18 protein-coding genes and 1 pseudogene are annotated in these 23,446 nt (G+C 65.2%); 5 read left to right on the forward strand and 14 right to left on the reverse strand.

Annotated features, from left to right (window positions below; all coding sequences use genetic code 11):
* Nucleotides 1-9: 9 nt before the first annotated feature.
* The 3 genes from ABIC03_RS02925 to guaB all read right to left on the reverse strand — a co-directional run bounded on the left by ABIC03_RS02925 (nucleotide 10) and on the right by guaB (nucleotide 3,219).
* Entirely contained in the window at nucleotides 10-300 is a 291-nt protein-coding gene (locus ABIC03_RS02925; protein WP_354055370.1) for a hypothetical protein, read from the reverse strand.
* A 150-nt stretch (nucleotides 301-450) separates the two neighbouring features.
* Nucleotides 451-1,473, reverse strand: coding sequence for an NADPH-dependent curcumin/dihydrocurcumin reductase (gene curA / locus ABIC03_RS02930; RefSeq protein WP_354055372.1), 1,023 nt, complete (start codon nucleotides 1,471-1,473; stop codon nucleotides 451-453).
* 255 nt (nucleotides 1,474-1,728) lie between these two features.
* Nucleotides 1,729-3,219 (reverse strand): IMP dehydrogenase, encoded by a 1,491-nt coding sequence (guaB, locus tag ABIC03_RS02935; RefSeq protein ID WP_275167297.1) that lies wholly within the window; start codon nucleotides 3,217-3,219, stop codon nucleotides 1,729-1,731.
* A gap of 388 nt (nucleotides 3,220-3,607) precedes the next feature.
* Between guaB and ABIC03_RS02940 the strand changes: the two genes are divergently transcribed.
* Nucleotides 3,608-5,098: an MFS transporter gene (locus tag ABIC03_RS02940; RefSeq protein WP_354055375.1), complete on the forward strand. Its 1,491-nt coding sequence runs from the start codon at nucleotides 3,608-3,610 to the stop codon at nucleotides 5,096-5,098.
* A gap of 104 nt (nucleotides 5,099-5,202) precedes the next feature.
* On the opposite strand, the gene ABIC03_RS02945 is transcribed toward ABIC03_RS02940, so the two are convergent.
* Nucleotides 5,203-5,889 (reverse strand): RlmE family RNA methyltransferase, encoded by a 687-nt coding sequence (locus tag ABIC03_RS02945; RefSeq protein ID WP_007592230.1) that lies wholly within the window; start codon nucleotides 5,887-5,889, stop codon nucleotides 5,203-5,205.
* Between the two features lies 1 nt (nucleotide 5,890).
* Nucleotides 5,891-6,958 carry a Ppx/GppA phosphatase family protein gene (locus ABIC03_RS02950; protein ID WP_354055378.1) on the reverse strand — a complete coding sequence of 356 codons (1,068 nt, stop codon included), beginning with the start codon at nucleotides 6,956-6,958 and terminating at the stop codon, nucleotides 5,891-5,893.
* A gap of 211 nt (nucleotides 6,959-7,169) precedes the next feature.
* Here ABIC03_RS02950 and ABIC03_RS02955 point away from each other — a divergent pair, with 211 nt between their 5' ends.
* A complete protein-coding gene (locus ABIC03_RS02955) occupies nucleotides 7,170-9,542 on the forward strand; it encodes a xanthine dehydrogenase family protein molybdopterin-binding subunit (RefSeq protein WP_354055380.1) in 2,373 nt (790 codons plus the stop codon).
* 125 nt (nucleotides 9,543-9,667) lie between these two features.
* Here ABIC03_RS02955 and ABIC03_RS02960 read toward each other — a convergent pair whose 3' ends face one another.
* On the reverse strand, nucleotides 9,668-10,468 hold the full coding sequence (locus ABIC03_RS02960) for a hypothetical protein (protein WP_354055382.1): 801 nt from the start codon (nucleotides 10,466-10,468) through the stop codon (nucleotides 9,668-9,670).
* A gap of 141 nt (nucleotides 10,469-10,609) precedes the next feature.
* On the opposite strand from ABIC03_RS02960, the gene ABIC03_RS02965 reads away from it, so the two are divergent.
* From ABIC03_RS02965 to ABIC03_RS02975, 3 genes are all read left to right on the forward strand, one after another.
* Entirely contained in the window at nucleotides 10,610-11,107 is a 498-nt protein-coding gene (locus tag ABIC03_RS02965) for a YaiI/YqxD family protein (protein WP_007609125.1), read from the forward strand.
* 8 nt (nucleotides 11,108-11,115) lie between these two features.
* Nucleotides 11,116-12,921 carry an ABC-F family ATP-binding cassette domain-containing protein gene (locus tag ABIC03_RS02970; protein ID WP_354055385.1) on the forward strand — a complete coding sequence of 602 codons (1,806 nt, stop codon included), beginning with the start codon at nucleotides 11,116-11,118 and terminating at the stop codon, nucleotides 12,919-12,921.
* Nucleotides 12,922-12,985: 64 nt separating this feature from the next.
* Entirely contained in the window at nucleotides 12,986-14,065 is a 1,080-nt protein-coding gene (locus ABIC03_RS02975) for a D-TA family PLP-dependent enzyme (RefSeq protein ID WP_354055387.1), read from the forward strand.
* A gap of 69 nt (nucleotides 14,066-14,134) precedes the next feature.
* Here the strand turns inward: ABIC03_RS02975 and ABIC03_RS02980 are convergent, their stop codons facing one another.
* The 8 genes and pseudogenes from ABIC03_RS02980 to ABIC03_RS03015 all read right to left on the reverse strand — a co-directional run bounded on the left by ABIC03_RS02980 (nucleotide 14,135) and on the right by ABIC03_RS03015 (nucleotide 23,415).
* A complete protein-coding gene (locus tag ABIC03_RS02980; RefSeq protein ID WP_354057487.1) occupies nucleotides 14,135-15,361 on the reverse strand; it encodes a BaiN/RdsA family NAD(P)/FAD-dependent oxidoreductase in 1,227 nt (408 codons plus the stop codon).
* Nucleotides 15,358-16,275, reverse strand: coding sequence for an SDR family NAD(P)-dependent oxidoreductase (locus tag ABIC03_RS02985; protein WP_354055389.1), 918 nt, complete (start codon nucleotides 16,273-16,275; stop codon nucleotides 15,358-15,360). Before ABIC03_RS02985 ends, ABIC03_RS02980 begins: the two co-directional genes overlap by 4 nt.
* Nucleotides 16,276-16,565: 290 nt before the next feature.
* Complete coding sequence (locus tag ABIC03_RS02990) at nucleotides 16,566-17,045, reverse strand: MaoC family dehydratase (protein WP_354055391.1); 480 nt, start codon at nucleotides 17,043-17,045, stop codon at nucleotides 16,566-16,568.
* Nucleotides 17,046-18,764 carry an AMP-binding protein gene (locus ABIC03_RS02995; protein ID WP_354055393.1) on the reverse strand — a complete coding sequence of 573 codons (1,719 nt, stop codon included), beginning with the start codon at nucleotides 18,762-18,764 and terminating at the stop codon, nucleotides 17,046-17,048.
* Nucleotides 18,764-19,663 (reverse strand): annotated as a pseudogene (gene mmsB, locus ABIC03_RS03000) (3-hydroxyisobutyrate dehydrogenase); the annotation flags it as partial. The pseudogene mmsB and the gene ABIC03_RS02995, both read right to left, overlap by 1 nt.
* 21 nt (nucleotides 19,664-19,684) lie before the next feature.
* Nucleotides 19,685-20,752 (reverse strand): enoyl-CoA hydratase/isomerase family protein, encoded by a 1,068-nt coding sequence (locus tag ABIC03_RS03005; RefSeq protein WP_354055395.1) that lies wholly within the window; start codon nucleotides 20,750-20,752, stop codon nucleotides 19,685-19,687.
* Complete coding sequence (locus tag ABIC03_RS03010; protein WP_354055397.1) at nucleotides 20,749-21,894, reverse strand: isobutyryl-CoA dehydrogenase; 1,146 nt, start codon at nucleotides 21,892-21,894, stop codon at nucleotides 20,749-20,751. Before ABIC03_RS03010 ends, ABIC03_RS03005 begins: the two co-directional genes overlap by 4 nt.
* Before the next feature lie 24 nt (nucleotides 21,895-21,918).
* Nucleotides 21,919-23,415 (reverse strand): CoA-acylating methylmalonate-semialdehyde dehydrogenase, encoded by a 1,497-nt coding sequence (locus tag ABIC03_RS03015; RefSeq protein WP_007592262.1) that lies wholly within the window; start codon nucleotides 23,413-23,415, stop codon nucleotides 21,919-21,921.
* Nucleotides 23,416-23,446: the final 31 nt, after the last annotated feature.

The following is a 23,446-nucleotide window of genomic DNA, read 5'->3' on the forward strand; positions in this document are numbered from 1 at the left end:
CATCGCGGCTCAAGCGACGCTCTTGAGATCCTGCTGGATCGCGGCAAGCAAGGACTGCAGAGCGTCGCTGTTCACCGGCTTGGCCCCGGTATTGGCGGGCTGAACATTGGCAGGCCGCGCGGCTTTGACCGGGCGCTTGGGGAATGGCGGCGTGGGTGTGGGCATCGCGGATTGCGCGAACACGTCCTCGGTGTGAACGAACTTGCCATGAATGACGTCGTCGCGACGGCCCATGACAAACATCGTCGCCCAATAACCGGCAGCCAGCAGGATTACGCAGAAAACAACAAGCTCTAACATCATCGCACCTGAAATATGCGCAATGATTCAATGCCTTCGCCTGCCCGTCAATGAACCGACGGTCACACCTGCGGCTTTTACGGGCAGGTGTGGCCGATCGGTCACTCTTTGTTAACCATACCCGGCCCCGAGGGGGCCGAGAGCAGCGGATCAAGCCTTATCCGGCCCGACCCGCACCAGCTGCTTGCCGAAATTGGCCCCCTTCAGAAGCCCCATGAAGGCCTCGGGCGCGCTCTCCAGGCCCTCGGTGACGAACTCCTTGTACTTGACCTTGCCCTCACAGACCCAGCCGGACATGTCGCGCAGGAAGTCGCCATGGCGTGAGGCGAAGTCGGAGACGATGAAGCCGCGGAAGGTCAGCCGCTTGGTCAGGGTCGCGCGCATCATGCTGGCGGCCCATTTCGGCGGCTTCGCTTCAGTGTCGTTGTAATGGGCGATGAGGCCGCAGACCGGCACGCGCGCAAACGCATTGAGCAGCGGGAAGACCGCCTCGAACACGGCGCCGCCGACATTCTCGAAATAGACGTCGATGCCCTTCGGGCAGGCGTCCTTCAGCTTCGCCGCCAGATCGGGATCGCGGTGATCGATGCAGGCATCGAAGCCGAGCTCCTTCACGACGTAGTCGCATTTGTCCTTGCCGCCGGCAATGCCGACCGCGCGTGCGCCCTTGATTTTCGCGATCTGTCCCACGGCCGAACCGACCGCACCGGAGGCGCCGGCGACGACGACGGTCTCGCCCGCTTGCGGCTTGCCGATATCGAGCAGGCCCGTGTAGGCGGTCATGCCGGGCATGCCGAGCACGCCGACGGCCGTCGAGATCGGCGCGAGCTTCGGGTCGATCTTGTTCAGCCCCTTGCCGTCGGAGATCGCGTGCGTCTGCCAGCCCGCGCGAGAGAGCACGATGTCGCCCTTGGCGAAGTTCGGATTGTTGGAGGCTGCGACCTCGCAGACGGTACCGGCTTCCATCACGCCGCCGACGGGTACCGGCGTCGCGTAGGACGGACCGTCGCTCATGCGCCCGCGCATATAGGGATCGAGCGAGAGCCAGATGGTGCGCAGCAGGACTTCACCTGCCGCAGGCGTCGGCACGGCGAATTCCTCGATGCGGAAATCGGACGGCTTTGGCTCGCCGACGGGACGCGCGGCGAGAACGATGCGTTTGCCTTGGGACATGATGGCTTCCTCCTGAGTTTTCTTCGTCGCGAACGGAAGCGGAGCGAGCGGAGCACGTCAATACAAAAGCGACGGAGCGTAGTTGCAGGACAGCGCGGCAAATGGAGTTTAGTACACGCCAACCACGCCCTCGCTGTCATCGCCCGACTTGATCGGGCGATCCAGTATTCCAGAGGGGGTCGTGGTCGAGCCGAGAAGCCGCGGCGTACTGGATGCCCCGGTCAAGCCGGGGCATGACAGCGGAATGTGGAGCGCCTAACCCCCGCCCGGATAGTTCGGCGCCTCGCGCGTGATGGTGACGTCGTGGACGTGGCTTTCGCGCAGGCCCGCTCCGGTGATGCGCACGAACTGCGCCTTGTTGTGCAAGTCCTGGAGCGTCCCTGCACCGACATAGCCCATCGCAGCGCGCAGGCCGCCCGCGAGCTGGTGCATGACATTGCCGACCGGGCCCTTGTAAGGCACCTGCCCTTCGATGCCTTCGGGCACGAGCTTGAGCGTGTCCTTGATGTCCTGCTGGAAGTAGCGGTCGGCCGAGCCGCGCGCCATCGCGCCGACCGAGCCCATGCCGCGATAGGCCTTATAGGAGCGGCCCTGCCACAAGAACACTTCACCGGGCGTCTCGTCGGTGCCGGCGAGCAGCGAGCCGACCATCGCGATGTCGGCACCGGCAGCGAGCGCCTTGGCAAGATCGCCGGAGAACTTGATGCCGCCGTCGGCGATGACGGGGATGTCGGACTTCTTCGCCGCCTCGACCGCATCCATGATCGCGGTGAGCTGCGGCACGCCGACGCCGGCGACGATGCGCGTGGTGCAGATCGAGCCCGGGCCGATTCCGACCTTGATGCAGTCCGCGCCTGCATCGATCAGCGCCTGCGCACCCTCCGAGGTCGCGACGTTGCCGGCAACGACCTGCACGGAATTGGACAGGCGCTTGATGCGGTTGACCGCATGGAGCACGTGACGGGAATGGCCGTGCGCGGTGTCGACCACGACGAGATCGACGCCGGCATCGATCAGCCGCTCGGTGCGCTCGAAGCCGCTATCACCGACCGTGGTGGCGGCGGCGACGCGCAGGCGGCCCTGCGCGTCCTTGCAGGCCAGCGGATGGGCGACCGCCTTCTCCATGTCCTTCACGGTGATCAGGCCGACGCAGCGATATTGCTCGTCGACCACGAGCAGCTTCTCGATGCGGTGCTGATGCAGCATCCGCCGTGCCTCGTCCTGGCTGACATTCTCGCGCACCGTGACGAGACCTTCGTGCGTCATCAGCTCGGAGATTTTTTGCTGGCGGTCGGTGGCGAAGCGGACGTCGCGGTTGGTGAGAATGCCGACCAGCTTGCCCGGCGTGGACTTGCCCGCACCGGTGACGACGGGAATGCCCGAGATGCCGTGATCGCTCATCAGCTTGAGCGCGTCGTCCAGCGTGGCGTCGGGGCTGATGGTGAGCGGGTTCACCACCATGCCCGACTCGTAGCGCTTGACCTGCCGCACCTGGGCGGCCTGCCCTTCCGGATCGAAATTGCGATGGATGACGCCGATGCCGCCGGCCTGCGCCATGGCGATCGCCATGCGGGCTTCGGTGACCGTGTCCATGGCGGAAGCCATGATCGGGATGTTGAGCGGAATGGCGCGGGTGACGCGGGAGCGGATGTCGACCTCGCCCGGCATGACGTCCGACAGGCCCGGCTTCAGCAGCACGTCGTCGAACGTGAGGGCTTCGCGAATGCCTTGTTGCACCGTGGCCATGTGCCAACTCCTTCCGCGGCCCTGCCGCAAATAGCTATGGATGAGCGCCGCCCTCGGCGTACCTTGCGGCAACGCCGGAGAATCGGAGCCCATCGGTGGGGTTGACGCGGGTCGATAGCACGGGCGGGCGACGAATCAAAGCAAATCGGACCGCCGGCCAGCCATGCACAGGCTATTTTTGGGCAGGTTCGGCGGCGGCTCGTGCTGGCGGATGGCGTCCACGACCTCCGGTGCCGATAGATCATCGCCATCTCCGGCACGGGACGCGCACCCACCTGGGCTCACGCAGGATTTAGGTGCCATGCGTCGATCCGCAATGGTCGCGGCCCAGCGGCGGTGATAAGCCGCAATTCGCGCCCTTCCTTCCGATTTCCCTTACCAATCCGTCATGGTCGACAAGCAACGCGTCATCCCGCTGATCGTGGCCACTGCTCTCTTCATGGAGAACATGGACTCGACGGTGATCGCCACGTCCCTGCCCGCGATCGCGGCCGACATCGGCACCAGCCCACTGACGCTCAAGCTCGCGATCACCTCCTATCTGCTGTCGCTTGCGGTTTTCATCCCGGCGAGCGGCTGGACCGCCGACCGTTTCGGCGCGCGCATGGTGTTTGCGATTGCCGTCGGCGTGTTCATGGTCGGCTCGGTCGGCTGCGCGCTCTCGACTTCGGTCACCGACTTCGTGTTCGCGCGCATCCTGCAAGGCATGGGCGGGGCGATGATGACGCCGGTCGGGCGCCTCGTGCTGTTGCGGTCGGTCGACAAGAGCGCGCTGGTCAATGCCATGGCGTGGGTGACGGTCCCTGCCCTGATCGGCCCCGTGATCGGGCCGCCGCTCGGCGGCTTCATCACCACCTATGCGTCGTGGCACTGGATCTTCCTGATCAACATCCCGATCGGGCTGCTCGGCATCTTCATGGCCTTGCGCTTCATCGATCCCATCAAGAGCGAGGAACGGGAGCCGTTCGACCTCTACGGCATGGTGCTCGCCGGCCTCGGGCTCGCCGGCATCGCCTTCGGGCTGTCGGTTGCCGGCCTCAATCTGCTGCCATGGAGCACGGTTGCCGCCCTGGTCGTCGGCGGATCCATCTCGATGACGCTGTATGTCCTTCACGCGCGGCGAACGGGGTCGCCGGTGCTGGACTTCACGCTGCTAAGGCTGCCGACGCTGCGCGCGGCCGTTCTCGGCGGATTCATGTTCAGGCTCGGCATCGGCGCGCTACCGTTCCTGTTGCCGCTGCTGATGCAGATCGGCTTCGGCCTCTCGCCGTTCAAGTCCGGCCTCGTCACGTTTGGCTCCTCGCTGGGCGCCATGGGCATGAAGGCGCTGGCCGCACGCATCATCCGCGCTTTCGGCTTTCGCAACCTGATGACGGTGAACGCGATCATCAGTGCGGTTTTCGTCGCCGCCTGTGCCCTCTTCACCGTGACGACGCCGCTGCTGATCATCATGATCATCCTGGTGGTCGGCGGCTTTTTCCGTTCGCTCGAGTTCACCGCGATCAACACGGTGGCCTATGCCGAGGTCGAGCACGCGCAGATGAGCCGCGCCACCACGCTCGTCAGCGTCAACCAGCAGCTCGCGGTCTCGGCCGGCGTCGCCGTCGGCGCCGCGTCCGTGGAGACGACGATGTGGCTCAGCCACGCCAGCGAGCTCAACGCCAGTGTGTTCGCGCCGGCCTTTCTCGTGGTCGCCCTGACTTCGGCGGCGTCGAGCTGGTTCTTCTGGCAGATGCCCGCCGATGCCGGCCACGAAGTCTCCGGCCGCAAGGCCGTGGAGATCGCGAGCCGCAAAGGTGCCGGCAAGGGCGCGGAGAAGGCGGCCGTGAAGGCCGCAACCGAGGATACGCAGGACGTGCGGGATCAGCGGCTGGGGTAGCCCAACTCGTCATTGCGAGCGAAGCGAGGCAATCCAGAATCCCTCCGCGGAGACAGTCTGGATTGCTTCGTCGCAAGAGCTCCTCGCAATGACGGAGTTTGTTGCTATTCCGTCGCCCCGCCCCGAAACCCCGTCGCGAGAACGTAGCGCTCCGAGGAATCCGCACGGCTCGCGGCGGGCTTCACATGACGCACCGTGGCGAAATCGCGCTTGAGCTGGGCGAGCAGCTCGGCGTCGGCGCCGCTCTGGAACGCCTTTGCCAGGAAGGTCCCGCCCGGCTTCAGCACATCGCAGGCGAATGCGGCGGCAGTCTCGATCAGGCCAACGATGCGAAGCTGGTCGGTCTTGCGATGACCGGTGGTATTGGCAGCCATGTCGGACATCACGATGTCGGCGCCGCCGTCGAGCATCGCCTTGAGCTTGTCCGGCGCGTCATTGTCCATGAAGTCGAGCTGTGCGAACTCGACGCCGGCAATCTCGGGGATTTCGAGCAGATCGATCGCGATGACCTTGCCCTTGCCGTCGACCGAGCCGACGCGCTTGGCGGCGATCTGGCTCCAGCCGCCCGGCGCCGCGCCCAGATCGACCACTGCCATGCCGTGCTTGAGCAGCCGGTATTTGTCGTCAATCTCGAGCAGCTTGAAAGCGGCGCGCGAGCGATAGCCCAGCGCCTTCGCCTTCACCACATAGGGATCGTTGAGCTGCCGCTCCAGCCACAGCTTGGACGACAATTTGCGCTTGCCGTGGGTCTTGACCTGGACGTGCAAGCGGCCGGTGGTGTCCTTGGCCATCTCACCAGCTCCTGAGCGCGCCGTCTTCGCGCATCATCTCGACCAGCATGCCTTCACGCAGGCCCCGGTCGGCGACGCGCAGGCGTGGCAGCGGAAAGGCGCGGCGGATCGCGTCGAGGATGGCGCAGCCGGCCAGGACGAGATCGGCGCGCTCGATGCTGATGCAGCTGTTGCCGGCGCGCTCCTCGTAGCTCATGCCGAGCAGCTTGTTGATGGTCGCGGTGACATCGGTATCGTTCATCCAGACGCTGTCGATGCGTCGACGGTCGTAGCGCGCAAGGTTGAGATGGATGCCGGCGAGCGTCGTCACAGTGCCTGACGTGCCGAGCAGATGCATGTCTGCGAGATCGCCGCCATGCTGTTCGGCGAACGGCTTGATGTGGTGGGCGACCTCGCGCTCCATCGCGGCGTAGATCTCCGGTGTCACGTCGCGCCCGCCGAACTGCTCGGCAAGGGTGACCACACCGAACGGAATCGACATCCAGGCTTTGATGCGCGGCTCCGGATTTGCGGCGTCGCGCTCGATCCGCACCAGCTCGGTCGAGCCGCCGCCGATGTCGAACAGGATCGCACCGCGCCCCCTGGGATCGACCAGCGGAGAGCAGCCGAGCACGGCGAGCGCCGCCTCGGTCTCGCGGTCGATCACCTCGAGCTCGATCCCGGTCTCGGCAGCGACGCGGCTGCGAAAGCCTTCGGCGTTCGAGGCGGCGCGGCAGGCTTCGGTGGCGATCAGCCGCAGCCGCCGCGCTTTGCGCAGGTTGATCTTGTCGCGGCAGATGCCGAGCGCCACGATGGCGCGCTCGATCGCGGCCTCGCTGATGCACCCCGTTGCCGAGACGCCCTCGCCGAGCCGGATGATGCGCGAGAAGGAATCGACCACGCGAAACCCGTCGTGGGTCGGACAGGCGATCAGGAGCCTGCAATTGTTGGTGCCGAGGTCGAGCGCCGCGTAGACGCCGGTTCCCGGCGCTTGCGCGCCGACGGCCGGTTCAGTGGCGAACGCCGCCGCCATCGACCCCAGCTCACCGTGCGGCGCAAGGCCGTCGCGGAGCCGCGTGTGGTCATTCATACAAACTGTCTTTCCGCGGCCGGTTGGGCCGATCTGGAATTGCTTTTTCGCCTGAAACATTAGCAGCGCGCCAATCCTGCGCAACAACGCATCACATGGGACCATGCCCATTCGTGCGTTGTCGTGAACGGGCCGGTAGGTTATTTTTGAAGGGTCCGGTCCCCCAGGCGCCCCCCAAACCGCGCAATTGCCGGCTTTTCAGGTCCATTCCATGCAAGAACACACCAAATCCTCCACGCTCGAAAACGCTATTGCACTGCAAAAATATGGCGTCGGGCAGCCGGTCCGCCGCAAGGAGGACGATACCCTGGTGCGCGGCAAGGGCCGCTACACCGACGATTTCAACCTGCCCGGCCAGGCCCATGCCATGATCGTCCGCTCGACCCATGCCCACGGCGTCATTCGCGGCATCAACATCGATGCCGCCAGGGCGATGCCGGGCGTGCTGGGGGTCTGGACCGGCAAAGACCTCGATGCGGCCGGCTACGGCCCCTTCACCTGCGGCCTGCCGCTGAAGAGCCGTGACGGCTCTCCCCTGCTCCAGACCAACCGCCAGCCGCTCGCAACCGACAAGGTCCGCTTCGTCGGCGATCCCGTCGCCTTCGTGGTGGCAGAGACGCTGGCCCAGGCGCGCGACGCGGCCGAGGCGGTCGAACTCGATATCGATCCGTTGCCGGCGGCGACCGATCCCGAGCAAGCCGCAAAACCCGGCGCCCCGCAACTCTACGACCACATCCCGAACAATGTCGCGCTCGACTACCACTACGGCGACATCGAGAAGGTCAATGCGGCCTTCGCCAGCGCCGCTCACGTGACCAAGGTCGACATCGAGAACACCCGCGTCGCAGTTGTCTCGATGGAGCCGCGCGTGGGGCTCGCCTCCTTCGACAAGAAGACCGAGCGTTACACACTTCAGGTGCCAACGCAGGGGGTGGCGGGTAATCGCGCCAATCTCGCCAAAAACCTGAAAGTGCCGACCGAGAACGTGCGTATTCTCACCGCGAACGTCGGCGGTTCGTTCGGCATGAAGAACATCAACTACCCCGAATACATGTGCATCCTGTACGCGGCCAAGGAATTGGCACGGCCGGTGAAATGGCTGGACGAACGCTCGACCAGCTTTCTCTCCGACAGCCACGGCCGCGCGCAGAGGATCCATGCCGAACTGGCGCTCGACCCCGAGGGCCATTTCCTCGCGGCAAAGCTCGAAGGCTACGGCAATCTCGGCGCCTACATCACCGGCGTTGCGCCCGGCCCGCTTTCGCTCAACACTGGCAAGAATTTTTCCAGCGTCTACCGTACTCCGCTGATGGCGGTGGACATCAAGGTGGTGCTGACCAACACCACGTTGATGGGCGCCTATCGCGGCGCCGGCCGGCCCGAGGCCAACTACTACATGGAACGGCTGATCGACCGCGCCGCCGACGAGATGGGCATCAACCGCCTGACCTTGCGCAAGCGCAACTTCATCAAGCAGAACCAGATGCCGTTCGCCGCGTCCTCCGGCGTCACCTATGACAGCGGCGACTTCCAGGCTGTCTTCAACAAGGCGCTCGAAATCTCCGATCACGAGAATTTCGCCAAGCGCAAGAAGGAGAGCAAGAAGTCCGGCAAGCTGCGCGGCATCGCCGTCGGCTCCTATCTGGAGGTGACCGCACCTCCCGGCGTCGAACTCGGCAAGATCGTGTTCGATCCCGATGGCTCGGTGCAGCTCATCACCGGTACGCTCGATTACGGCCAGGGCCACGCATCCGCATTCGCGCAGGTGCTCTGCCAGCAGCTCGGGGTGCCCTCCGACAGCGTCAAGCTGGTACAGGGCGATAGCGATATCGTCCACACCGGCAATGGCACCGGCGGCTCGCGCTCGATCACTGCGACCGGCATGGCGATCGTGGGCGCCGCCAAGCTCGTGATCGAAAAGGGCAAGCGCGCCGCAGCGCACATGCTGGAGGCATCCGAGGCCGACATCGAATTCGAAGGCGGCAACTTTACGATCGCCGGCACCGACCGCAGCATCGACATCATGGAACTCGCCAAGCGCCTGCACGACGGCAAGGCGCCGGAGGGCGTGCCCGACAGCCTCGACGTCGATCACACCAGCGAACCGGTGCCGTCGGCCTTCCCTAACGGCTGCCATGTCGCCGAGGTCGAGATCGACCCTGAGACCGGCGTCGTGCAGATCGTGCGCTACAGCGCGGTCAATGATTTCGGCACGGTGATCAATCCGCTGCTGGTCGCGGGCCAGCTCCATGGCGGCGTCGTCCAGGGCATCGGCCAGGCGCTGATGGAGCACGTCCGCTACGACGAGAGCGGCCAGCCGATCACGGGCTCGCTGATGGACTACGCACTGCCGCGCGCCGAGGACGTTCCGAACATGACGGTCGGCGACCACCCGGTGCCGGCCACGACCAATCCGCTCGGCAGCAAGGGCTGCGGCGAGGCCGGCTGCGCCGGCAGCCTGTCGACGGTCGTGAACGCGGTGATCGATGCCCTCTCCGACTACGGCATCAAGCACATCGACATGCCGCTGACGCCGGAACGTGTGTGGCGCGCGATCCAGGATGCGAAGGGGAAAGCGGCGTAAGTCACGCTCTCTCCTTCGTCATGGCCGGGCTTGAACCGGCCATCCACGCCGTGAGGCATCAAGAACGTGGCTGCCCGGGACAAGCCCGGGCATGACGGTGTTGTGGCGATGTGCCTTTTTCGCGCCTACGCCGCCGCCTGCTCGCGCGGCTGGTAGATCGCGGTGTGCTGGCAGTGCGCCAGCGGTGTCGTGCCGTTGGCGACCACCAGCGCATCGAGCTCGACGAAGCGGTGGCCCTTCTTCTCGTAGTTCGCAGTGACTTTGGCCCGCGCGGTGATTTCGTCACCGGCGCGTGCGGCCGACAGCAATTGCATGCGGCTGCCGACATGGATCCACGGGCCGAGGATCGTGTTGTCCACCAGCACGCGGTTCATGACGCGCTGGATCAGGCCGGGGTGGCCGAGCCCCTCGCGCGCGAAGATCGGATCGGTCTCCCTGACATCAGCGAGATAATCGGCTGCATCCTGACCGGCCCAACGGCGCGGCGTCGTGCCCAACCATTTGCCGGTCTCGAATGTTGCCGGGCCGACCGGCTTGCGCTCTGCAATCGCGGGGACCTCGACATAGTCGCTCAATGACACCGCAGCCGCAGTCGCCGGCAGCGACGCAGTGCCGGTAGCACAGAGCTCGGTGCGACTGAACACCTCGATCGTGAGCAGGCCGTTGTGCTCGGTCGCATCGATATCCGCGGTCTCGCCGTCATAGACCGGCTTGATGAAACGCGCCTCGATCAGCCCGCGCGACAGGAAATCGCGGCCCCAGCGCGCCACCGGCACATGCATCATGTAGGCGAATACGTCGACGCCGGGGACCAGCCCGCCGGAGAACCCGAAGCGGCGCGCCACATTGTCGTCATGCATCTTGTTTTCGGATTGCTTGGCCGTGTTGTAGGCCTCGACGCGATAGGTTTCGAGCCGGTTCGGCATGGCTTGGCTTTCCCCAAATTCTTGTTGTTTCGCGCCGATCGTAGGCCCTGAGGAACCGGGGTCAATCCCCTCGCCTTTGCGGCCCGAATGGGGTACCACGCGGCTGCTGCGGAACCGCTTCGCAAGCCCCATCTACGGACAATGACGAACCCTCAAAACACTACCCGCATCTATGTCGACGCCGACGCCTGTCCGGTGAAGGACGAGATCTATCGCGTCGCCGGCAGGCACGGCCTGCCCGTGAGCGTGGTCGCGGGCAACTTCATCCGCGTGCCCCAGGATCCGCTGATCGAGCGGGTCGCCGCCGGCGCGGGCATGGACGCGGCCGATGACTGGATCGCGGAACGCGCCGGGCCCGGCGATATCGTCATTACCTCGGATATTCCGCTCGCGAGCCGCTGCGTGAAGGCCGGCGCCGATGTGATTGCATCCAACGGCAAGGCGTTCACCGAGGAATCGATCGGGATGACGCTCGCGGTCCGCAACCTGATGACCGATCTGCGCTCGGCCGGGGAAGTCACCGGCGGTCCGAAATCATATTCGCCGCGCGACCGCTCGACGTTTCTGTCGACGCTCGACCAGACCATCCGCCGCATCCAGCGCCGCCGCGCCGATCAGGCCGCAACAAGACAGGACTGAGACACCGCATGGCGCCACCGCTGATTCAACTGCGCGATATCAAGCTGACCTTTGGCGGCACGCCGCTGCTGGCGGGCGTCGAACTGTCGGTTTCGACCGGCGAGCGCGTCTGCCTGATCGGCCGCAACGGTTCCGGCAAATCGACGCTGCTCAAGATCGCCGCCGGCCTGGTCGAACCGGATGGCGGCAGCCGTTTCGTGCAGCCCGGCGCCACCATTCGCTACCTGCCGCAGGAGCCGGATTTTTCCGGTTTCTCCACTACGCTTGCCTATGTCGAGGCCGGCCTCAATGCCGGCGACGACCATTATCAGGCGCGCTATCTGGTCGAGCAGCTCGGTCTCAGCGGCGAAGAAGATCCGGCGCATGTCTCCGGCGGCGAAGCGCGCCGTGCGGCGTTGGCACGCGTGCTGGCGCCCTCGCCCGATATCCTGCTGCTGGACGAGCCGACCAACCATCTGGATCTTCCGACCATCGAATGGCTGGAGGGCGAGCTGGAGAGCCGCCGCTGCGCGCTGGTGATCATCAGCCACGATCGGCGCTTCCTGGGCAATCTCTCGCGCAGCACCGCCTGGCTCGACCGCGGGCAGATCCGGCAGATCGACCGCGGCTTCAGTGCCTTCGAGGCCTGGCGTGACGAAGTGCTCGCGGAGGAAGAGCGCGACCAGCACAAGCTCGACCGCAAGATCGTCAACGAAGAGCACTGGTTGCGTTACGGCGTCTCGGGCCGCCGCAAGCGCAACGTCAAGCGGCTCGGCAATCTCCACGCGCTGCGCGACCAGCGCCGCACCCATCGCGGCGCGACGGGCAACGCCAACCTCGCGGCTGCCGAGGCCGACAAATCCGGCAAGCTCGTCATCGAAGCCAAGAATATCAGCCGGTCCTACGGCGAGCGGAAGATCGTCGACGGCTTCTCGATCCGCGTCCAGCGCGGCGACCGCATCGGCATCGTCGGCCCGAACGGCGCCGGCAAGACCACGCTGATCGAGATGCTGACCGGCGGCAGCGCACCGGACGCCGGCAGCATACGGCTCGGTGCCAACATCGAGATGGCGACGCTCGACCAGCATCGTGAAAGTCTCGATCCCAAGTCGACGTTGGCTGAGGCGCTGACCGGCGGCCGCGGCGATCATGTCATGGTCGGCGGCAAGCCGAAGCACGTAGTCAGCTACATGAAGGACTTCCTGTTCGCCCAGGAACAGATGCGCACGCCGCTGGAGGTTCTGTCGGGCGGTGAGCGCGGCCGGCTGATGCTGGCACGCGCGCTGGCGAAGCCCTCCAACCTCCTGGTGCTGGACGAGCCGACCAACGACCTCGACCTGGAGACCCTCGACGTCCTCGAGGAAATGCTCAGCGACTACGAGGGCACCGTGATTCTGATCAGTCACGATCGCGATTTTCTCGACCGCGTAGTGACGTCCGTGATCGTGCCCGAGGGCAATGGACGCTGGCTCGAATATGCCGGCGGTTACACCGACATGCTGGCCCAGCGCGGCGCCGACGTGAAGCGCGCGACGGCGAAGGCTGTCGAAGAGACGAGAGAACAGCGATCAGCCGCGCCTTCCGGCGTCGCGAGACGACGGCTGACCTTCAACGAGCAACATGCGCTGGAGACGCTGCCCAAGACCATCGCCAAGCTGCAGGCCGAAATCGCCAAGCAGCAGCGCTTCCTTGACGACCCCGATCTCTTCCGCAAGGATCGCAAGCGCTTCGATCAGGCCTCCGACGCCCTGACGAAGGCGCAAAAGGAATTGGCCGAGGCCGAAGACAAATGGCTGGAGCTCGAAGTGCGGCGCGAAGAGATTGAACAGGCCTAGCGTGCATTTCGCAAAAGTGGGCACCGCTTTTGCAAACAGATTGCGCGCCAACTCAGAGACTTCCATGACAACGACCCTTGCCGCCAAGATCGCCCGCGAATACGGCACGCCCTGCGCCGTCATCGACATGGACAAGGTCGAGCGCAACATCGCCAGGATTCAGAAGGCTTGCGACGACGCCGGGATCGCCAACCGTCCTCACATCAAGACGCACAAGAACCCGACGATCGCCAGGATGCAGATCGCGGCCGGTGCCAAGGGCATCACCTGCCAGAAGCTCGGTGAAGCCGAGATCATGGCCAATGCCGGTGTCGACGACATTCTGATCAGCTACAATTTGCTCGGCGATGAGAAGATGGCGCGCTTAGGGGCGCTGCAGGCAAAGGCCAACATGACCGTCGCCGCTGACAATTCGACCGTCGTTGCCGGCCTGCCCAAGGCTGCCGCCGCCTCAGGCCGACCGCTGTCGGTCGTGGTCGAATGCGATACCGGCCGCAAGCGCGCCGGCGTCGAGACCCCCGCCGAGGCAATCGCGTTGGCGCAGGAGATTGCTGCATCCAAGGGGCTCGAGTTCGCCGGCTTCATGCTCTACCCGACCGAGAACGGCTGGGCGGATGCGCAGAAATTCTATGACGAAGCTCTGGCCGGCGTGCGCGCGCACGGGCTGGATGCAAAAATCGTCTCGACCGGCGGCACGCCCAACCTGAAGAATATCGGCAAGCTCAAGGGCGGCACCGAGCACCGCTTCGGCACCTATATCTATAACGACCGCATGCAGGTCGCCGCCGGCTCCGCCACCTGGGACGATTGCGCGCTGCACATCTTTTCGACCGTGGTCAGCCGCGCCGCGCCTGAGCGCGGCATCCTCGACGCCGGCTCGAAGACGCTGACGACGGACACCGGCGGCCTCGACGGCCACGGCCTGATCCTGGAGCACCCCGAAGCCAAGATCGCACGCTTTGCCGAGGAGCACGGCTTCCTCGACCTCTCCCGCAGCAACACCCGGCCTAACGTCGGCGACGTTGTCCGCATCGTGCCCAATCATGTCTGCGTCGTCGTCAACATGATGGACGAAGTCGTGATGGTGCGCGGCGAGGAGATCATCGGCACGCTGCCGGTGGCGGCACGGGGAAAGCTGAGGTAGGGCTCCATGGGATGAGTAGAGCGCAGCGAAACCCATCGACCCTACCTGAATGATGGGTTTCGCTGCGCTCTACCCATCCTCCAGGGCGAGCCGTCGCAACACACTCCTGCCCGCCACAGCCCCCGTCGCAAACGAAGCCTGGAGCAAATAGCCACCGGTCGGCGCCTCCCAGTCCAGCATCTCACCGGCTGCGAACACGCCCGGCAGCTTGCGGATCATGAAGTCGGTGTCGAGCTCGTCGAACGAAATCCCGCCGGCGCTGGAGATCGCGCGCGCGATCGGCGCGACGTCCATGAGCTTGACCGGCACGGCGTTCATGAGCTCCGCCAATTGTTCAGCCGACATTGCCGACAACGACCGGCCAGCACCGATGGCGGCTTCCTGTAACAATCCGACCGCAACGGGAGAAAGCTGCGCAGCCTTGCGCAGGAAATTGGAGAACGATTGCTTGCCGCGCGAGGCGGACAGGCGCTTGACGAGTTCGCCATGATCGACATCCGGCCGTAAGGCGGCCTGCAGGACCGCTTCGCCGTTCGCCGCGATGGCGTCGCGCAGTTCGGCCGACAACGCATAGATCGCCCCGCCCTCGATCCCGGTGCTTGTGATCATGGCCTCACCACGCGCGCGGTGCGGACCGAAGGACAGCGTAATACCCTTGAGCGGCTCGCCTTCGAAGCGCGTGCGGAAGATTTCGGACCATGTGACGGTGAAGCCGCAGTTCGCCGGCCGCAGCGGCGAGATCGCAATGCCTTTGTCCGCCAGGATCGCGGTCCAACTGCCATCGGAGCCTAGTCGCGGCCAGCTTGCGCCGCCGAGCGCAAGCACCGTAGCGTCCGCGGCGACGGTGGCGCCGCCGCCGGGTGCGCCAAAGACCAGTCGTCCCTCCCCGTCCCAGCCGATCCAGCGCTGGCGAAAGGCAAAGCGCACGCCGGCAGCATCGAGGCGTCGCAGCCAGGCCCGCAGCAAGGGCGAGGCCTTGAACGCTTTCGGGAACACACGGCCGCTGGAGCCGACAAAAGTCGGCTCGCCCAGCGCCTCGCTCCAGGCGCGCAGCGCGTCAGGCGGAAAGGCGTCGATCGCCGATGTTAGCTTCGGCGCCGCCTGACGATAGCGCGCCAAAAACTGCGGCAGTGGCTCGCTGTGGGTGAGATTGAGTCCGCCGCGGCCGGCCATCAGGAATTTGCGGCCGGCGGATGGCATCGCGTCGTAGACGGTGACGCGAGCGCCACCCTGCACGAGCACTTCGGCCGCCATCAGCCCGGCAGGGCCGGCGCCGATGACGGCAACGGCTGTCAGAGTTTTACCCCGGCGCGCGCAGCGGCCTGCGCCACATACTTCTGCGTCTGCTCGAACGCTCCCTGCAGCGCCTTCGCCTTCGACATGTCGCTGATCTCGGCGAAATGCGCCGCGACCGCGTCCGGGGTCCACTCGGACTCCGGCAGATTGATGCCTTCGCTCTCGACGATCTTGATCACCGCGAACGAGCCGGCGCCAGCGCCCATGATGGTGCGGGTCGGCGCGTCCTCGCTCAGCATGTACTCGACCGCGGGCGTGATCGCGTTCGGCTTCATCAACTGCAGCGCCTGCGGCGGCAGCAGCTCTTCCGTCATGCGGGTCGCCGCCGTCGGCGAGATGATGTTGACGCGGATGTCGGACTTGCGACCCTCTTCCGCCAGCACGTTCATCAGGCCGACCATGCCGGATTTGGCCGCACCGTAATTGGCCTGGCCGAAATTGCCGTAGAGGCCGGAGGACGACGTCGTCAGCACGATGCGGCCGTAGTTGCCATCGCGCATGCCGGCCCAGGCGGCCTTGCAGCAATAGAAGGTGCCGACGAGATGCACGTCGAGCACCTTCTGGAAATCGGCCGCTTCCATCTTGCCGAACGACTTGTCGCGCAAAATGCCGGCATTGGCACACAAGAGGTCCACGCTGCCCCACTCCTTGGTGGCGCGCTCGACCATCGCGGTGACTTGCTCGAAATTAGAGACGTCGGCGCCGTCGGCCATCGCGGTGCCGCCGGCCTTGCGGATCTCCTCGACGACGGTCTCCGCAGGCGACAGCGAGCCGCCAGTGCCGTCGCGCGCGCCGCCGAAATCGTTGACCACGACTTTGGCGCCGCGGCTGGCCAATCCCAGCGCATGCGCCTTGCCGAGACCATTGCCCGCGCCGGTGACGATGGCGACGCGCCCGTCGAACCTGATTGCCATTGTGCTTCCCTGTGCTGTCTTCCCTTCTCCCCTTGCGGGAGAAGGTGGCATGGGCGGCCAACGGCCGCCGTTCCTAGTAAAAACGCCAACGCGTAGCGTTGGCTACGGCGCCGGATGAGGGGTCTGTCTCGGCAGATGAGCGTGTGGAGAGATACCCCTCACCCGGCTTCATCTCGCTCCGCTCGATTTCGCCACCCTCTCCCGCAAGGGGAGAGGGTGCACCGAGCGCGATTTGGACAACTTTTGAGCAGCGATGGGCTGCCGGGTCAAGCCCGGCAGCGACGGCCCACTCAGGCGAAATAGATCAACCCCAGCCAGTCCGCGACCAGCGCGGGCTTGTCCTCGCCTTCGATCTCCACGGTGACGTTGGTGCGCGACTGCAATTCATTCGGCTTGCGCAGCTTGGCTTCCGCCAGCACGAAACGGCCGCGGACGCGTTTTCCGGATCGTACCGGCGAGATGAAACGCAGCTTGTCGAAACCGTAATTGACGCCCATCGTGGTGCCCGCGATGACGGGCATCACCTCGTAGGACATGATCGACAGCAGCGACATCGTCAGGAAACCGTGCGCGATGGTGGAACCGAACGCCGTCTCCTTCTTCGCACGCTCCGGGTCGACGTGAATGAACTGGTGATCCTCGATCACGTCGGCATAGGTGTCGATGCGGGGCTGATCGACCAGGTGCCACGACGACACGCCGATCTCCTTGCCGACCATGGCCTGATAGGCGTCCAAGGTAATCGGCGGCTTCTTCCAGACTTCGTTCACTTAGGTCTCACTCCGTGTTTTCGGCAGCTCCGGAAAATCCTCTTCGCGGAATTCCCGGCCGCGCAGGGGATCGTTGCGATCGTCGTCACGCTCGAGACGTCTGAGCTGAACGCGGCGGATCTTTCCCGAGATCGTCTTCGGCAGCTCCGTGACGATCTCGAGGCGACGGATGCGCTTGAACGGCGCAAGGCGCGTGTGCAGATGCCTGAAGATGGAGAGCGCAGTTTCCGGCGAGCGCTCCGCGCCGGATGTCAGCAGCACAAAAGCCTTGGGAATCGCGAGCCGGATCGGATCCGGGCTCGGCACCACGGCGGCTTCTGCGACGAGCTCGTGCTCGAGCAACACGCTCTCGAGCTCGAACGGGCTGATGCGATAATCGGAGGATTTGAACACGTCGTCGGAGCGGCCGACGAAGGTGAGATAGCCATCGTCGTCCTCGAACACGACGTCGCCGCTGCGATAAAGCTCGCCTTCGGCGCCGGACAGCCCTCCGTTGTCGCCCTGATAGCCCTGCATCAGGCCCGCGGGGCGGTTTTCGCCGAGCACCAGAGCCACCTCGCCCTCCTTGGCCGGATGACCATCGGCGTCACTGACCTGCACGCGATAGCCCGGCAGCGGCCGGCCCATCGAGCCGACCTTGATCTTTTGACCCGGCGAGTTGCCGGCGAGCGCCGTCGTTTCGGTCTGGCCGTACCCGTCGCGGATGGTGAGGCCCCAGGCGGCCTGCACCTGGTCGATCACTTCCGGGTTGAGCGGCTCGCCGGCGCCGCAGACCTCGCGCAAGGCCACCTTGAACGAAGCCAAATTCTCCTGGATGAATAGCCGCCACACCGTCGGCGGCGCGCACAGCGTGGTGACGCCGCAGCGGCCGATGGTGGCAAGCAGGCCCTTGGCATCGAAGCGCGGCTGGTTGAGCACGAACACGGTCGCGCCCGCATTCCACGGCGCGAAGAAGCAGCTCCAGGCATGCTTGGCCCAGCCGGGCGAGGAGATATTGAGATGGACGTCGCCCGGCTTCAGCCCGATCCAGTACATGGTCGAGAGATGGCCGACGGGATAACTGCGCTGGCTGTGCCGCACCAGCTTCGGCTTTGCGGTCGTGCCCGAGGTGAAATAGAGCAGCATCGGGTCGTTGGCGTTGGTCGGGCCGTCGGCTGCAAAGCTCTCCGGCGCCTTTGCCGCGTCATCATAGGAAAGCCAGCCATCGGAGGCCTCGCCGGCGACGATGCGGACGATATTTTCGGCGCCAAGGCTTGCGAACTTCGCAACCTGGTCCTGCGCTGCGACAACGGCCTTCGCCTGGCCGCGATCGAGCCGGTCGCGCAGCTCGTCGGCGGTGAGTAGCGTCGTCGCGGGAATCACGACGACGCCGAGCTTCATCGCGGCCAGCATCGTCTCCCAAAGCGGAACGACATTGCCGAGCAGCAGCAGGAGATGATCGCCGCGCTTCAAGCCCTGCGCGCGGAGGAAATTCGCGACCTGGTTGGAGCGGCGCGACAACGCCCCGAACGAGAGCTTGGTCTGCCGGTCCTGCGCGGCATCGACGATCCAGAGCGCAGCACGGTCCTTGCTGTCCCCATTCGCCGCCAGCTCGGCGTCGAACCAGTCGAGTGCCCAGTTGAAGGGAACCGGATCCGGCCAGCGGAAGCCGTTGACGGCTGTCTCGTAGTCCGTGCGGTTGTGAAGCAGAAACGCGCGCGCTTCCTGAAATGTCGTCATCAAGCTTTCCCGGCTAGACTCCTAACGTGCTTGATAATTCCGGAAAAATCCACCCCGCCCTGGCCGGCTGCGTCGAATGACTGATAGATCTCCTGCGCATGCTTGCCGAGCGGCGTTGCCGCGCCGGCGGCCTTGGCGGCGTCCTGCGCCAGCGTCAGATCCTTCACCATCAGCGCCGAAGCAAAGCCCGGCTTGTAGTCGTTGTTGGCGGGCGAGGTCGGCACCGGCCCGGGCACCGGGCAATAGGTCGTCAGCGACCAGCACTGGCCCGACGAGGTCGAGGCGACGTCGAACAGCGCCTGATGCGAGAGCCCGAGCTTCTCAGCCAACGCGAACGCCTCGCTCACCGCGATCATGGAAATGCCGAGGATCATGTTGTTGCAGATTTTTGCCGCCTGGCCCGCGCCGGCACCGCCGCAATGCACGATCTTCTTGCCCATGTTCTCCAGCACAGGCTTTGCCGCTGCAAACGCGTTGTCCTCGCCGCCGCACATGAAAGTGAGCGTCGCACCCTTGGCGCCGCCGGTGCCGCCGGAGACCGGCGCGTCGACCGAACGAACCCCGTGCTGGGCCGCCAGCGCATGCGCCTGCCGCGCGCTCTCGACGTCGATGGTGGAGGAGTCGATGATCAACGCGCCCTTGGTCATGACAGGGACGACCTCGCCCCACACACCGAGCACATGCTTGCCGGCCGGCAGCATGGTGACGACCGCGTCGGCGCCTTTCACGGCGGCCGCAGCGCTCTCGGCGATGCCGGCACCGTCGGCCTTGGCCTGGTTGCGGGAGGCCTCGGCGAGGTCGAAAGCGACGACCTTGTGGCCGGCCTTGACCAGATTGGCGGCCATGGGGCCGCCCATGTTGCCGAGACCGATGAATGCGATCGTGGCCATCTTAATTTCCTCCGCTGAACGTTTCGTTGATTAGTTGAACTTCAATTCGTCGGCGCCGATCTCGGCGAGATAGTGCGCAAGCATGTCCGGCGTGACGTCCTCGACCCGCGACGGCGACCAGGTCGGATTGCGATCCTTGTCGATCACGGCGGCGCGCACGCCTTCGCGAAAGTCGTCGCTGCGGAAGACTTCCAGCGCAGCGCGATATTCGCGCACCAGGCATTCTTCCAGGCTCGACGCGGTGCGCGCGAGCCGCAGCAGCTTGAGCGTCACCACCATGCCGCGCGGCGATTTTTCGTTGAGCGTCTTCAACGTCGCCAGCGCGAACTCGGAACCGTCGCGCTTGAGCGCGGCGAAGATGTCTTCCATGTCGTCGAAGCCGAACAATGCGTCGATCGCCAGCTCCTTTGCGGCGACCGGCCCGGCGGTCTCCCCAGTCGCAAAACCGTTAATCAACTTGCTCACATCGGCCGCGGAGACGCCTTGGCGAACCTTGGTCAGCGCGTCGCGCAATTCCGGCCATTTGGCTGCCGGCACCACCGCGTCGGCAAACCTGGCGTGGATCGCATCGGGGCCGTTCATGGTCTGGCCGGTCAGGCCGAAATAAGTGCCGATCTCGCCCGGCGCGCGTGACAACAGCCAGGTGCCGCCGACATCGGGAAAAAAGCCAAGTCCGACCTCGGGCATCGCGAGCCTGGTGCGGTCGGTCACGATTCGATGGCTGGCGTGCGCCGAGAGTCCGACGCCGCCGCCCATTACAATGCCGTCCATGAAGGCGACATAGGGTTTTGGGAATTTCTTGATCCGCGCGTTGAGGATGTACTCTTCCCGCCAGAGTATCTTGCCGAGGTCGCCGTCGACCTTCGAGCTCTCCCAGAGCGCACGGATGTCGCCGCCGGCACACAGGCCGCGCTCGCCGGCACCTTCCAGCACGATCACGGCAACGGCTGGATCGGCCTCAAAACGGTCGAGCGCCTTATCGATGTCGCGAAACATCTCGAGCGTCACGGCGTTGATGGCCTTCGGACGGTTGAGCCTGATAATGCCGGCCGAGCCCTCGACCCGCGCGACCAGATCGCCCTCCTCCGCTCCACTCATCGCGCACCCTCGATCAATTTGCGCGCCACGATCAGCCGCATGATTTCATTGGTGCCTTCGAGAATCTGGTGCACGCGCAGATCGCGCACGATCTTCTCGATGCCGTATTCGCTGAGATAGCCGTAGCCGCCGTGAAGCTGGAGCGCCTGGTTGGCGACCTCGAAGCCGGCATCAGTGCCGAAGCGTTTGGCCATCGCACAGAGCATGGTGGCGTCGGGATCCTTGCGGTCCAGCGCGGCTGCTGCGCGCCACAGGAAGGTGCGCGCGGCCTCGAGCTCGATCGCCATGTCGGCGAGGCGGAACTGCAGCGCCTGGAATTCGTCCAGACGCTTGCCGAAGGCTTTGCGCTCTTTCATGTAGGCGCGCGCCTTGTCGAGCGCGGTCTGCGCGCCGCCGAGCGAGCATGCCGTAATGTTCAGGCGGCCGCCGTCGAGACCGGCCATCGCGATCTTGAAGCCGACGCCCTCCTCGTTCAAGCGATTGGCGACCGGAACGCGGACGTTCTCGAAGATCACGGCGCGGGTCGGCTGCGCGTTCCAGCCCATCTTGCGCTCGTTGGCGCCGAACGAGACGCCCGGGGTCTTGCCATCGATCACGAGGGTGGAGATGCCGCCGGGACCCTCGCCGCCAGTGCGCACCATCGCGACCAAAAGGTCCGTGCCGCCGGCGCCAGAGATGAACTGCTTCTGGCCGTTGAGGACATAATGATCGCCGTCGCGCACGGCGCGGGTGCGCAGCGCCGCCGCGTCCGAGCCGGCGCCGGGCTCGGTCAGGCAGTAGCTCGCGATCAGCTCCATGGTGCAGAGCTTGGGCAGCCATGTGTGGCGCTGGGTGTCGCTGCCATAGGCATCGATCATCCAGGACGCCATGTTGTGGATGGAGATGAAGGCCGAGGTGGTCGGACAGCCGGTCGCCAGCGCCTCGAAGATCAGCGCCGCGTCGAACCGTGTCATGGCGGAGCCGCCGACATCCTCGCGGATGTAGATGCCGCCCATCCCGAGCGTGGCGGCCTCGCGCATGACCTCGACGGGGAAGTGCTTCTCCTCGTCCCAGCGCAGCGCGTGCGGCGCGATCTTCTCCGCCGCAAACGCCAACGCCATCTCGCGAACCGCGATCTGATCCTCGTTCAGAGCGAACTGCATCTGTTAGCTTCGCTCCAACGAGGGTTACTTCATCAGCGGGATCGAGAACTCCGCGCCTTCCTTGACGCCGGACGGCCAGCGCGAGGTCACCGTCTTGGTTTTGGTGTAGAAGCGCACCGAATCCGGGCCGTGCTGGTTGAGATCGCCGAAGCCCGATTTCTTCCAGCCGCCGAAGGTGTAATAGGCGATCGGCACCGGGATCGGCACGTTGATGCCGACCATGCCGACATTGACCTTGGCCGCGAAGTCGCGCGCAGCATCGCCGTCGCGGGTGAAGATCGCAACGCCGTTGCCGTAATCATGCTCCGACGGCAGCGCCAGCGCTTCCTTGTAATCGTGCGCGCGCACGACCGAGAGCACGGGGCCAAAAATCTCTTCCTTGTAGATCCGCATGTCCTTGGTGACGTTGTCGAACAGCGAACCGCCGAGATAGAAGCCGTTTTCGTAGCCCTGCATCTTGAAGCCGCGGCCGTCGACGGCGAGCGTCGCGCCTTCCTTGATGCCGATGTCGATATAGCCTTTGACCTTCTCGACCGCCTCGCGCGTCACCAGCGGACCGTAATCGGCGGACGGATCGATCGAGGTGCCGATCTTGAGCGACTCGACGCGCGGGACCAGCTTTTCCATTAGGCGGTCGGCAGTGGACTTGCCGACGGGAACGGCGACCGAAACCGCCATGCAGCGTTCGCCGGCCGAACCGTAGCCGGCGCCGATCAGTGCGTCGACCGCCTGGTCCATGTCGGCGTCTGGCATGATGATGGCGTGGTTCTTGGCGCCGCCAAAACACTGGCAGCGCTTGCCGGTCTGGGCTGCGCGCTCGTAGATATATTGCGCGATCGGCGTGGAGCCGACGAAGCCGACGGCCTTGATATCGGGATCGTCGAGGATGGCGTCGACCGCTTCCTTGTCACCGTTGACGACATTGAGGATGCCGGCGGGCAGGCCCGCCTCGATCATCAGCTCGGCAAGCATCATCGGCACGCCGGGATCGCGCTCCGACGGCTTCAGGATGAAGGCGTTGCCGCAGGCAATTGCGGGAGCGAATTTCCACATCGGGATCATCGCCGGGAAATTGAACGGCGTGATGCCGGCGACGACGCCGAGCGCCTGACGCATGGAATAGATGTCGATGCCGGGGCCGGCGCCTTCGGTGTATTCGCCCTTCATCAGATGCGGAATGCCGCAGGCGAATTCCGCGACTTCGAGGCCGCGCTGGATGTCGCCCTTGGCGTCCGGGACGGTCTTGCCGTGCTCGCGGGCGAGCAGTTCGGCGAGCTTGTCGTAGTCGCGCTGCACCAGTTCGACGAACTTCATCATGACGCGGGCGCGGCGCTGCGGGTTGGTCGCAGCCCATTCCGGCTGCGCGGCGCGGGCGTTCTCCACGGCGGCGCGGACCTCGGCCTTGGACGCCAGCGCCACCTTGGCCTGAACGTCACCGGTCATCGGCTCGAATACGTCGGCGGTGCGGCCCGAGGTGCCCTTGACCTCCTTGCCACCAATGAAATGTCCGACTGAACGCATGGAATGGTCTCCTTGAGGCGAGCTTGAACGC

Origin of the sequence: Bradyrhizobium sp. RT6a (assembly GCF_040547675.1) — a bacterium.
Taxonomy (GTDB): domain Bacteria; phylum Pseudomonadota; class Alphaproteobacteria; order Rhizobiales; family Xanthobacteraceae; genus Bradyrhizobium.

Coding starts and splice junctions, on each gene's coding strand:
- ABIC03_RS02965 (WP_007609125.1), top strand. CDS start 10,610: ATGACGAACCCTCAAAACACTACCCGCATCTATGTCGACGCCGACGCC.
- ABIC03_RS02955 (WP_354055380.1), top strand. CDS start 7,170: ATGCAAGAACACACCAAATCCTCCACGCTCGAAAACGCTATTGCACTG.
- ABIC03_RS02925 (WP_354055370.1), bottom strand. CDS start 300: ATGTTAGAGCTTGTTGTTTTCTGCGTAATCCTGCTGGCTGCCGGTTAT.
- ABIC03_RS03005 (WP_354055395.1), bottom strand. CDS start 20,752: ATGAGTGGAGCGGAGGAGGGCGATCTGGTCGCGCGGGTCGAGGGCTCG.
- ABIC03_RS02975 (WP_354055387.1), top strand. CDS start 12,986: ATGACAACGACCCTTGCCGCCAAGATCGCCCGCGAATACGGCACGCCC.
- ABIC03_RS02940 (WP_354055375.1), top strand. CDS start 3,608: ATGGTCGACAAGCAACGCGTCATCCCGCTGATCGTGGCCACTGCTCTC.
- guaB (WP_275167297.1), bottom strand. CDS start 3,219: ATGGCCACGGTGCAACAAGGCATTCGCGAAGCCCTCACGTTCGACGAC.
- ABIC03_RS02970 (WP_354055385.1), top strand. CDS start 11,116: ATGGCGCCACCGCTGATTCAACTGCGCGATATCAAGCTGACCTTTGGC.
- ABIC03_RS03010 (WP_354055397.1), bottom strand. CDS start 21,894: ATGCAGTTCGCTCTGAACGAGGATCAGATCGCGGTTCGCGAGATGGCG.
- curA (WP_354055372.1), bottom strand. CDS start 1,473: ATGTCCCAAGGCAAACGCATCGTTCTCGCCGCGCGTCCCGTCGGCGAG.
- ABIC03_RS02945 (WP_007592230.1), bottom strand. CDS start 5,889: ATGGCCAAGGACACCACCGGCCGCTTGCACGTCCAGGTCAAGACCCAC.
- ABIC03_RS02995 (WP_354055393.1), bottom strand. CDS start 18,764: ATGACGACATTTCAGGAAGCGCGCGCGTTTCTGCTTCACAACCGCACG.
- ABIC03_RS02950 (WP_354055378.1), bottom strand. CDS start 6,958: ATGAATGACCACACGCGGCTCCGCGACGGCCTTGCGCCGCACGGTGAG.
- ABIC03_RS03015 (WP_007592262.1), bottom strand. CDS start 23,415: ATGCGTTCAGTCGGACATTTCATTGGTGGCAAGGAGGTCAAGGGCACC.
- ABIC03_RS02960 (WP_354055382.1), bottom strand. CDS start 10,468: ATGCCGAACCGGCTCGAAACCTATCGCGTCGAGGCCTACAACACGGCC.
- ABIC03_RS02985 (WP_354055389.1), bottom strand. CDS start 16,275: ATGGCAATCAGGTTCGACGGGCGCGTCGCCATCGTCACCGGCGCGGGC.